Origin of the sequence: Rheinheimera sp., assembly GCF_020217005.1 — a bacterium.
Lineage (GTDB): Bacteria > Pseudomonadota > Gammaproteobacteria > Enterobacterales > Alteromonadaceae > Pararheinheimera.
In genome coordinates, this window is the sequence record NZ_JAIWOI010000316.1 from 1 (window position 1) to 10000 (window position 10000).

The window sequence follows — 10000 nt, forward strand, 5'->3', positions numbered from 1 at the left end:
TGTGGTGTTGATGGACGAGGCTACAAAGGGGTTTGGGAGTTAAAAGGACAGCAGTTGTTTTTAAACGGATTAGTGCAAAGTGACTGTAAAACCGCAGCCACCAGCATAGATGCAAAACTGCTGTTCAGTGAACAGCACTACCCGCTAAAAGCACAGTGGTTTACCGGCGCTATCCGGGTACCCTTGACTGACAAAGACTATAAACATTGCCTGACCGAGGAAGGTTCAGACGAAACCATAGGTTATGCCTACCTGGCTTTAGTTTATGAATTTGTTCAGGGGGAGTTGGTTAAACAGTCCGAACAGATAGTGACAGAAAACTGGCAAAGGCCCCGCAGCAACTGCGCGAAAGTACCAACAGCCAGGGTTTAATTTCACGAAAACCTTTGGGGCATGGTTTATCCCTGCCCGTGTCGAATTCCAATTCAATATCAGAGTTCTAAGTCCCAGATAATAGGAATATTGTCGTCCGGCGCTGGTGCGTCGCCTGACTCCAGCTTTTGCTGCGCTGCTTTTTCTGCCGCAAGTTGTGCCAGTTTGGCATCTCTTCTGGCTCTGCGTTGTTCCAGTAATTTCAGAATGCGGGAGCGTTCGGCCAAAGGTTTGTTGTGCCAGTTAAAGCGTTCGTCACGCGAACGCAAACAGCCAAGGCAATAGCCTTTGCTATTGTTTTCGCAAACCCCAATGCAAGGATTGGGTAAATCAAACAGCTCTAGTTGATCCATCAGGCCCAATGCATAACAAGACGATGAAATAGGATTCTGGCTTATTCTGCGCAAAAATGCAGCTTTTGTAATTTTTTTACAAAAATCAGCGAAAAGCAAAAATAGTTGTTGACTAAAGATGGTTAGACGGCTATTTCTATAGGCACAAATTTTCGGCACCTAACGTAAAAACACCGCCGAATAGACAAATATAAATTTAACCAATTAAGAGTTAACATTAAAAAATGCGTTTAGCTTCTATTCTGAACATTATTGTGGTCCTCGTAATCGTGGTGATTAGTCACTGCGGGGGCTCGCGTTTGGAATTTTAAGCAGCAAAAAATTCTCAACAAAACCCCCGCACCGAAAGGTCCGGGGGTTTTGTGTTTTAAGGTCCCCGGAAATTTCGAAACAGGTTTTGTTGGTAACTGTATCAACAACAAAGAAAATTTAGAGCTCAAAGTAATTGAGGTTGCAGCGAGGCGAGTGAAAACGTAGGGGCGGGGTTTACCCCCGCCCGTCCAGAGTCCAAGTGGATGCTGGATTAGTTGTCAACGAAGCTGCAGCATCAAGTACGAAGAGCGGAGGGGAAAGGACATGAAAGGCGCAGAACTGGTTATTAAGCTGCTGGAGCAAAAGGGAGTCGAACACATCTTCGGCTACCCGGGCGGAGCTATTATGCCAATCTACGACGCGCTGTATCAGAGCAAAGTCAAACACTACCTGTGCCGTCATGAACAGGGTGGGGCTTTTTCTGCCATAGGTTATGCCCGCAGTTCAGGCAAAGTAGGCGTTTGTATGGCCACTTCTGGCCCTGGTGCGACGAACCTGATCACCTCCTTAGCCGACGCTTTATTAGACTCAGTGCCTTTAGTCGCCATCACAGGTCAGGTGTCTCAAGCCGTGATGGGCACAGACGCCTTTCAGGAAGTCGATGTATTAGGTTTAAGCCTGGCAGTGACTAAGCACAGCTTTATGGTGACTGACGTCACCGAGTTGGAACACACCTTAAACGAAGCTTTTGAGTTGGCCATGTCAGGCCGCCCAGGCCCGGTTCTGGTTGATATTCCTAAAGACGTGCAACTGGCTGAAGTGCAGTTTAAACCACGCTTAGTCGAAGATGCTGATACAGCCCAACAAGAGTTTTTGCCAACTGTAGCTTTAGAGCAAGCCCGCTTATTAATTCAAAACGCCAAAAGGCCTATCGCCTATATAGGCGGTGGTGTGCATATGGCGGACGCTGTCAGCCAACTGCAGGACTTTTTAGCCCAAAGCCCTATGCCTTCGGTCACTACCTTAAAAGCTATGGGCACAGTGCCACCAAGCAACCCTTATTACCTGGGCATGTTGGGCATGCACGGTACTCAGGCGGCGAATTTAGCAGTGCAGCAATGCGATTTACTCATCTGTTTAGGCGCCCGTTTCGACGATCGTGTGACAGGCAAATTGGCCGCTTTTGCGCCGGACGCCAAAGTCATTCATATCGACATAGACCCGGCCGAGCTGCACAAATTACGCCACGCTGAGTGCGCTATGCTGGGTGATTTACGTCAGTTACTGCCTGCGATGTCAGTACCCACTCACTGCGAAGACTGGTTAAAACATTGTCTGAGCATGAAACAGCAACATGGCTGGCGTTATGACCATCCGGGCGAGCGTATTTTTGCGCCATTAATGCTGAAGCAACTGAGCGAACGTATGCCGGACAACGCCGTGGTGTGTTGCGATGTAGGCCAGCATCAAATGTGGGTGGCGCAGCATATGAGCTTTAGTCATCCACGTAATCACTTAAGCAGTGGTGGTTTAGGCACTATGGGTTTTGGTTTACCTGCGGCCATAGGTGCGCAGTTGGCGCGACCCAAAGATACGGTTCTGGCGGTCAGCGGTGACGGCTCATTTATGATGAATGTGCAGGAACTGGGCACCATTAAGCGTTTCCGTTTGCCGGTGAAGATTGTCATTGTCGATAACCAGCGTTTAGGCATGGTGAAACAATGGCAGGAGCTGTTTTTTAACGAGCGCTACAGTGAAACCGATTTATCCGACAACCCGGATTTTGTCTCTTTAGCTGCTGCTTTTGCCATACCAGGCCACAGCATCAGCCGCAAAGATGAAGTGTTACCAGCGCTGGAAGCCATGTTTACCTGGCCAGGCCCATACTTATTACATGTTCGAATCGATGAAACAGACAACGTCTGGCCATTAGTACCGCCAGGAGCAGCCAATCAGGATATGTTAACGGAGAAAGCCCAATGAGCACTGCAAACCATGTATTAACCATCCAGACTAAAAACCAACCTGTGGTATTAGAGCGGTTATTGCAGGTCACCCGTTACCGTGGCTTTGAAGTGGCAGGTATGGAAATGAAGCCTATGGCTGATTTCAGCGGCTTGCTGGTGACTTTGTCTATCGTCAGCGACAAACCCATCAGCCTGCTGACCAATCAGCTAAACAAGTTATACGACATCGAGTATCTGGATTGTGTGGAGTCACAACAAACACAAGCAGAAGCGGGTTCAATGCGGGCTTAAGATTGGATTTGCTGTAGATGTATTGGTCTTGGGTTTCTGCAACCCAACAGCGACACGCCCGTGAATCCATCCATGGAGGGGCAGGATTTATCCGTGTTGTCGCTGCCATCCCTGGCGCTCTACGGTCGCTTTATGAGTTACAGCAACCCTATGTAGTTCGGCAGTTTCTACAGCGAGTTAAAAGACGAATAATGGGCTTAAGCGGCTAAACTTAAGAATAATTAGTAGGGCTCGGTGCTGAACGGAGCCCAAAATCAAACAAACTATGAGCACCCCGAGTACGAAGGGGAACACACTAAATTGGAGTAATAAAGAGATGCCGAAGCTTAGATCCGCTACTACCACCGAAGGCCGCAATATGGCGGGAGCCCGGGCTTTATGGCGGGCCACAGGGGTAAAAGATACCGACTTTGGTAAACCTATTATTGCCGTAGTGAACTCCTTCACCCAGTTTGTGCCGGGCCATGTGCATTTACGCGATTTAGGCAAACTGGTGGCTGAAGCTATAGAAGACGCAGGTGGCATCGCCAAAGAATTTAACACCATCGCCATAGACGACGGTATCGCCATGGGCCACGGCGGTATGTTGTACAGCCTGCCGTCACGCGAAATCATTGCCGATTCAGTGGAATATATGGTCAACGGCCACTGCGCTGACGCTATGGTCTGTATTTCCAACTGCGACAAAATCACCCCTGGCATGTTAATGGCTGCGTTACGGCTGAATATCCCGGCCATTTTTGTTTCAGGTGGCCCAATGGAAGCGGGCAAAACCAAACTGTCGGATCAGATTATCAAGCTGGATTTAGTCGACGCTATGGTCTCGGCAGCTAACCCCAACGTGACAGATGCCGACAGCGAAAAAATTGAGCGCAGCGCCTGCCCAACCTGTGGTTCCTGCTCTGGTATGTTTACTGCCAACTCAATGAACTGCTTAGTGGAGGCTTTGGGTTTAGGCCAGCCGGGCAATGGCTCTATGCTGGCCACTCACGCTGATCGTAAAGCGCTGTTTATCAGTGCAGGCCAGCGCATTATGGACCTGACCAATCGCTGGTATAAACAGAACGACGCCAGCGCTTTGCCGCGTAATATCGCCAATAAAACCGCTTTCGAAAACGCCATGATGCTGGATATCGCCATGGGTGGTTCCACCAACACAGTGCTGCATTTATTGGCCGCCGCTATTGAAGCCGAAGTGGATTTTGGCATGAGCGACATAGACCGCTTATCGCGCATAGTGCCGCATTTATCCAAAGTGGCGCCAAGTACGCAAAAATACCATATGGAAGACGTACACCGCGCCGGTGGTGTCATTGCTATTCTGGCCGAATTAAACCGCGCTGGTTTACTGAACCCCAATACCCCTCATGTAGCGGGCTCGTCGCTGGGTGATGTGTTAGCGCGCTTCGACATTATGACGACTCAGGATCAGGCGGTAAAAGACTTCTACCGCGCCGGCCCTGCCGGTATCCGCACCACTCAAGCCTTTTCGCAGGATTGCCGTTACCCAACATTGGACGACGACCGGGTTGAAGGTTGTATCCGCAGTAAAGAACACGCTTATTCACAGGACGGCGGTTTGGCCGTGCTGTACGGCAACTTAGCGCCAAACGGCTGTATTGTGAAAACCGCAGGTGTCGAAAAAGAAAACCTGGTGTTTAACGGCCGCGCCCGTATTTTTGAGAGTCAGGACAGCGCAGTAGACGCCATTCTGGCCGGTAAAATTGTTGCAGGTGATGTAGTGATTATCCGCTACGAAGGGCCAAAAGGTGGCCCGGGTATGCAGGAAATGTTGTATCCAACCAGCTACTTAAAGTCGATGGGTTTAGGCAAAGCCTGTGCGTTGATCACAGACGGCCGTTTCTCTGGTGGTACTTCGGGTTTATCCATAGGCCACGTGTCACCAGAAGCCGCCAGCGGTGGTGCTATAGCGCTGGTAGAAGAAGGCGACGCCATCGCCATTGATATTCCAAACCGCAGCATTGCCATTGGGGTTAGCGATGCCGTCTTAGCAGAGCGCCGCGCCGCCATGGACGCCAAAGGTGCTTTAGGCTGGAAACCAGTGGACCGCGTGCGTTCGGTCAGCCCAGCCTTAAAAGCCTATGCCATGCTGGCAAGCAGTGCCGACAAAGGCGCAGTGCGTGACTTGAGTAAATTGGAAAGCCTATGAGTGCCGTAGAAAACGCTGTAAAAGATCAAAGTAAAACAGCCGCCGACTGGCAGCGCCCGGCACCAAACCCGGCGCTGATGCAGCAGTATTTACGGGAAATTTTATTGTCGCCTGTGTATCAGGCGGCGATAGAAACCCCGCTGCAGGCTATGCCAAAACTCGGCCAGCGTATTGGCCAGCATGTGCTGTTAAAACGTGAAGATATGCAGCCAGTGTACTCATTCAAGCTGCGTGGCGCTTTTCATAAACTGCATAAAGTGCGTGAGCAACAGCCTGGGGCTAGCGTGGTCTGTGCATCTGCAGGCAATCATGCGCAGGGTGTGGCTTTATCCGCCAGCAAGCTGGGCCTGAACGCCACTATAGTGATGCCTATCACCACGCCGGAAATTAAAGTAGCAGCAGTCAAAGCCCTGGGCGGCAAAGTGCTGCTGCACGGTACCGCCTTTGACGAAGCCAATAAGTTTGCCATTGAGTTATCGCAAACTCAGGGCGCCACTTATATTCCACCTTTTGACGATGCCGACGTGATCGCAGGCCAGGGCACAGTCGCAAAAGAGCTATTAAGCCAACATAACAAACTGGACGCGGTATTTATTCCGGTTGGCGGCGGTGGCTTATTGGCCGGTATGGCGGTGTACATCAAAGCCGTAATGCCGGGCGTAAAAGTCATAGGCGTAGAGCCAGACGACGCCGCCTGTTTAAAAGCCGCATTAGACGCAGGCGAGCCTGTGACGTTAGACAGAGTAGGGCTATTTGCCGACGGTGTGGCAGTAAAACGCATAGGCACAGAGAACTTCAAACTGGCGCATTTATACTGCGACGATGTGATCACAGTCTCCAGCGATGAAATTTGTGCCGCCATCAAAGATATCTTCGACGACTTACGTGCAGTCGCAGAACCTGCTGGTGCTTTGGCTTTAGCTGGCCTGAAAAAATATGCGGCCAGCGCTAACCAAACTCAGAACCTTAGCGCAGTACTCAGCGGCGCTAACCTGAACTTCGACACCTTGCGTTATGTGTCGGAGCGCTGCGAACTGGGCGAGAAAAAAGAAGCGGTTTTTGCCGTTACTATTCCGGAAGAAAAAGGCAGCTTCCGCCGTTTCTGCCAAACCTTAGGCGGCCGCGCCATCACCGAATTTAACTACCGTTACGCCAGCGACAACAAAGCCCATATTTTTGTTGGCATCAAACTACGGCACGGCGCAGAAGAACTGCAGCAGGTGAATCAGGCCTTATCGGCCGCAGGCTACGACTATCAAGACTTATCCGACGACGAGCTGGCCAAACTGCACGTCCGCCATATGGTCGGCGGCATGCCCCCACGTTTAGTTAAAGAGCAGGTCTACCAGTTCAACTTCCCGGAATACCCGGGCGCGCTAATGAACTTCCTGAACACCCTGGGCGAAAAATGGAATATCACTTTATTCCACTACCGCAACCACGGCGCAGCTACTGGTGATGTATTGGCTGGGTTTGAGATTGCTGATCATGCCGAGATTGCTGAGCATTTAGATACTTTGGGCTATGAGTATCGGCTGGTGACCAGCAATGGGGCTTATAAGGTGTTTTTGACGGCGGACTAAAGTGTTGAATCGTAGAGGCGACCTTTATGGTCGCCTGTGTTTGCAGCATAATTGTAGCTAGCCTTAAACCAACGTTAGGTAGTTTTTTCATTCCCGCTATTTAAAGTTTTGAAAATGCAGGCCTTGACAGATTAGAGTTCAATTTATGATCTGTATAACGAGCTAACCAACGTAGTTTTTCTTGTACAGATGGAGAGCTAGATTTTGTATCGTTGAGTATTCTAGTTACTGCGCTTTCCAATGCATTACTGGGCACTTCAGAGTTTTCCGTGATGTAATCTATAAAACAGACCCCGTCGTCTTCGTTTATAAGAGGTAGATTATTTACATAAACCTTAGGTTTGACTAGTTGTAGCAAGTCTGTGGAGATTAGAATTCGAGGATATCTGGCCTGTTGACTTTCCAAGTGATATGCATCGATCATAGCCTTGCTGAATAAAAATTTGTCGTCAACAAAGTGCTTACCAAACGTTATTCCTCCTCTGCATAATAGGCCTGACATTAAAAGCTCTCTTTGCCAAGTGGCAACAGTTGATACAAAATCTTCAAAACTTGATGCACTATAAGGTTTACTGAACACGATTGAATCTGAGAATTGGATCAAATTAGCATCAGGATCTTGCCCAAGAATTTGTTTTGCTTTGTTATGCGCCGAATATAACCTCTCTAGAAATACTGGGTTATCTGATGATTCGCAGTCAGACTTAACCATCTCTGAAAAGCCTAAAATATCTATGAAAGCAACAAAATGGCTCGATAGTTTTGGACTCAAAATTAATCTCCTTGAGATAATCTTCCGGCTAGTTGGCGAAAGCATTCCTTATATGTGGCCATTCTAACTACTGCATCATTCCATGTTCCTCCTCCCCAAGTTGAGCCTGATTCGGTTATTAAAGCTGTATCTTCTTGGGAGATGCCGAAAATTGGCTTACTAACCTCTTGCATTAACGGTGCAAGTGAGCCGAAATCAGGGATCTGTACAGCAGTAAACTGCTCTGGAGTCAAAGAACATAAGGGATTTGTTGGTATTGAATGTTTATTAAGAATAGGGATCAGAAATCGAGTTATTTGTTGTGGGATTCTGCTCATCCACAAGCCAAAACCAGCTTTTGGTTTCGATTTATAAACCTTAAAGAACTGGGATATTACGCCTAAGAATACTGGTGTTCCATGTTTAACCGGGAGACCATAGCTCATATATGTGCTTTTGATCTGAGAATGTTCTAGCAACCATCGCCCAACTATGCTGGATAATGTTTCTATCGCCTGAACACTAAATCTATCAGGAGCTATAGGTACAAAAAACGAATCACAAGCTAAAAAGAACGATCTAGTCAATGCACCTGCACTTGGACCCAAATCAATTAATATATAGTCATAATTTTGTGACTTACCAAACCTTTCAAGCATATCTCCAATCGCGACATAAGTTCTCATTAAATTGGTGCGTTCAGCAAATCTTTGAGTGTGCGCTTCTGCCAGATCATTCTCTACTGAAGTAAGATCGACGCTACCTCTTATTAGATCCAAGCCATCCCTGATTTGTACTGTTTCAATGAGGCTGATATCAACTTCTGGAACTGTACCTTCTATCCGTGGTTTTAGAACATCCAAAATGCTTGTACCCGGTAAATCCAAAATTACGCCTGTTTGTGCAGCTTGTTCATCCAATTGCTCAATTTGATTTCCCATACAAAGCTCTGTGAGATTGCATTGCGGATCTGCGTCTACCAGCAAAACCTTTTTACCATCTTCAGCTAAATAATGAGCAAGATTAAAAGTTGTTGTTGTCTTTGATACTCCACCTTTGTGGTTATACAAACTAACTATTTGCATTGTTTTGTCCTTTTTATAACGACTAAGTGGTTAAGTCTTGCTCGGGAGAATCGGTGTCAGGTCTTACTCTGAACCCTAGTTAAATCTGGAGTTGCGGATGAAACGCAGAAGGTATGGAGCTAGAGATCTAAAGGCTAAAACGCCAAGAAGAACTGAACTGCCAAACTTCCTTTTCCGGCAACTTCTTTACAGTTGTAACTCGTTTAGAACCAAGGTAATTCAGCTTATGCAAAACGGCAAGAGCTTTTTCGGGACTTGTAGTTAATGCTATGCATTAATCCAGACGCGAAGTTCTAGCGTCCTCAAATGGTCACGCCCCTATTCTTAAAAAGACAAACCCGCGTTAAGCGGGTTTGTAACTTTTGTTATTACTTACTGTATTGCATCAGCAAACCGGTGTCAGGTCTTGCCCTGTGCCCCATGCTATAAAGCGACACTATCCGTTACTTTGACTAATTCTTTAAAAAACTTAATCGCCTTTTCCACTTCGTCTCTTTTGACTAAATGCGGGACTTTGGGGTCGGCGTTATTGCGGCCCTGATGCACAGCATCACCACGTTTACTTAACCAACTATTCAGTTGAGAGCATACTGTTTTTGGCTGGTAGTTATTCCACACCCAGCTTTCGGTGATATCGTGTTGCAGAAACTCCAGGCTGAGTTGCTTTACCTTGTCAGAATTGGGGTTGTTTAACCGCTTAATCTCTATATCCAACTTCTTCTGGATATAGTCGCCTGCAAAACTGCCTTTCAGCACTGAAATCTTTTGGCAGAGTTGTTCGTTTAACCAGGCTTCAATATAAGTTTCCCATGCCGTCAGCGTCATAATAAGCGCAGCACGTTTTAAAACTTCATTGGGTTGTCGTTCTTGTTGAGGCAGTTTATCGAACAGCACAAGCAAGCGCTCGGCGTCGGCGATAGCGGTTTCAAAAGCTTGATAGGAGGTTGATGCCATGACGTCCTTTCCCGGCAACTGCAGCCATCTTTAGTGGCTTGAATAGCTCCAAATTAGAACAACTGAAACCAAAGCACAAGTTGTTTTTCGGGACTTGAGGTCAGTGATAGAAGGTTACTTGATGCGATAGGAGGGATTGAGGATAAACGCCTCTTCATTAGAGGCGTGGGGCATCAACACTTAGTAATAGATACAACAAAGGTCGTTCAGCTGTACCATTCT

General features: G+C 47.7%; 9 protein-coding genes. 5 read left to right on the forward strand and 4 right to left on the reverse strand.

All coding sequences use genetic code 11. The features are described 5' to 3' along the window. The coding region (locus LDL40_RS15385; RefSeq protein ID WP_300996321.1) for a hypothetical protein at positions 1-372 on the forward strand (372 nt) is incomplete at its 5' end. A 59-nt stretch (positions 373-431) separates the two neighbouring features. Here the strand turns inward: LDL40_RS15385 and LDL40_RS15390 are convergent. Beyond that, positions 432-725: a DUF1289 domain-containing protein gene (locus LDL40_RS15390; protein ID WP_300996322.1), complete on the reverse strand. Its 294-nt coding sequence runs from the start codon at positions 723-725 to the stop codon at positions 432-434. A 576-nt stretch (positions 726-1301) separates the two neighbouring features. Between LDL40_RS15390 and ilvG the strand changes: the two genes are divergently transcribed. The 4 genes from ilvG to ilvA all read left to right on the forward strand — a co-directional run bounded on the left by ilvG (position 1302) and on the right by ilvA (position 6988). Next, the gene (ilvG, locus tag LDL40_RS15395; RefSeq protein ID WP_300996323.1) at positions 1302-2960 is read left to right on the forward strand and encodes an acetolactate synthase 2 catalytic subunit; all 1659 of its coding nucleotides are present in this window, start codon (positions 1302-1304) and stop codon (positions 2958-2960) included. Further along, on the forward strand, positions 2957-3235 hold the full coding sequence (gene ilvM / locus LDL40_RS15400; RefSeq protein WP_300996324.1) for an acetolactate synthase 2 small subunit: 279 nt from the start codon (positions 2957-2959) through the stop codon (positions 3233-3235). The genes ilvG and ilvM overlap by 4 nt, the downstream gene beginning before the upstream one ends. A 316-nt stretch (positions 3236-3551) precedes the next feature. Beyond that, positions 3552-5405, forward strand: coding sequence for a dihydroxy-acid dehydratase (gene ilvD / locus LDL40_RS15405; RefSeq protein ID WP_300996325.1), 1854 nt, complete (start codon positions 3552-3554; stop codon positions 5403-5405). A gap of 74 nt (positions 5406-5479) precedes the next feature. Beyond that, complete coding sequence (gene ilvA, locus LDL40_RS15410) at positions 5480-6988, forward strand: threonine ammonia-lyase, biosynthetic (RefSeq protein WP_367304339.1); 1509 nt, start codon at positions 5480-5482, stop codon at positions 6986-6988. 100 nt (positions 6989-7088) lie between these two features. On the opposite strand, the gene LDL40_RS15415 is transcribed toward ilvA, so the two are convergent. The 3 genes from LDL40_RS15415 to LDL40_RS15425 form a co-directional block, all read right to left on the reverse strand. Continuing rightward, positions 7089-7760 (reverse strand): hypothetical protein, encoded by a 672-nt coding sequence (locus LDL40_RS15415; RefSeq protein WP_300996326.1) that lies wholly within the window; start codon positions 7758-7760, stop codon positions 7089-7091. A gap of 2 nt (positions 7761-7762) precedes the next feature. After that, positions 7763-8824, reverse strand: a complete 1062-nt coding sequence (locus LDL40_RS15420) for a ParA family protein (RefSeq protein ID WP_300996327.1) — start codon at positions 8822-8824, stop codon at positions 7763-7765. A 423-nt stretch (positions 8825-9247) separates the two neighbouring features. Further along, positions 9248-9778: a HEPN domain-containing protein gene (locus LDL40_RS15425; RefSeq protein ID WP_300996328.1), complete on the reverse strand. Its 531-nt coding sequence runs from the start codon at positions 9776-9778 to the stop codon at positions 9248-9250. Between the last annotated feature and the right edge of the window lie 222 nt (positions 9779-10000).

Bases quoted from the DNA above. Each gene is read 5' to 3' on its own strand.
- ilvM (WP_300996324.1), top strand. From the start codon at position 2,957: ATGAGCACTGCAAACCATGTATTAACCATCCAGACTAAAAACCAACCT.
- ilvG (WP_300996323.1), top strand. From the start codon at position 1,302: ATGAAAGGCGCAGAACTGGTTATTAAGCTGCTGGAGCAAAAGGGAGTC.
- LDL40_RS15425 (WP_300996328.1), bottom strand. From the start codon at position 9,778: ATGGCATCAACCTCCTATCAAGCTTTTGAAACCGCTATCGCCGACGCC.
- ilvD (WP_300996325.1), top strand. From the start codon at position 3,552: ATGCCGAAGCTTAGATCCGCTACTACCACCGAAGGCCGCAATATGGCG.
- LDL40_RS15420 (WP_300996327.1), bottom strand. From the start codon at position 8,824: ATGCAAATAGTTAGTTTGTATAACCACAAAGGTGGAGTATCAAAGACA.
- LDL40_RS15390 (WP_300996322.1), bottom strand. From the start codon at position 725: ATGGATCAACTAGAGCTGTTTGATTTACCCAATCCTTGCATTGGGGTT.